The following is a 259-nucleotide window of genomic DNA, read 5'->3' as shown; positions in this document are numbered from 1 at the left end:
GCTCGTTTGGATGCAGAATCGCGATCCCGATTGTAAGCGCTAGTAGGCGCTAATCAGGGCTAAGCCGGGCGCCGGTCAGTCGACCCGCTCGGTGAAGCGCGACGTGATCGGATAGCGCCAGTCGCGTCCGAATGCCCGGTGCGTGACGCGAATGCCGATCGGCGCCTGGCGGCGCTTGTATTCGTTGATCTTGATGAGCCGCGTCACCCGCGCGACGTCGGCCTCGGCGTAGCCGGCCGCGACGATCTCGCCGAGCGGC

The 259-nt window shown here is 66.4% G+C and carries 1 pseudogene; it reads right to left on the bottom strand.

The window, feature by feature from the left end:
- Window positions 1-75 precede the first annotated feature (75 nt).
- Window positions 76-259, bottom strand: a pseudogene (locus SB771_RS35410) (NAD+ synthase); the annotation flags it as partial.

Source organism: Burkholderia sp. SIMBA_051, assembly GCF_046534915.1.
Taxonomy (GTDB): domain Bacteria; phylum Pseudomonadota; class Gammaproteobacteria; order Burkholderiales; family Burkholderiaceae; genus Burkholderia; species Burkholderia ambifaria.
This window is presented reverse-complemented; position numbering and strand designations above follow the sequence as displayed.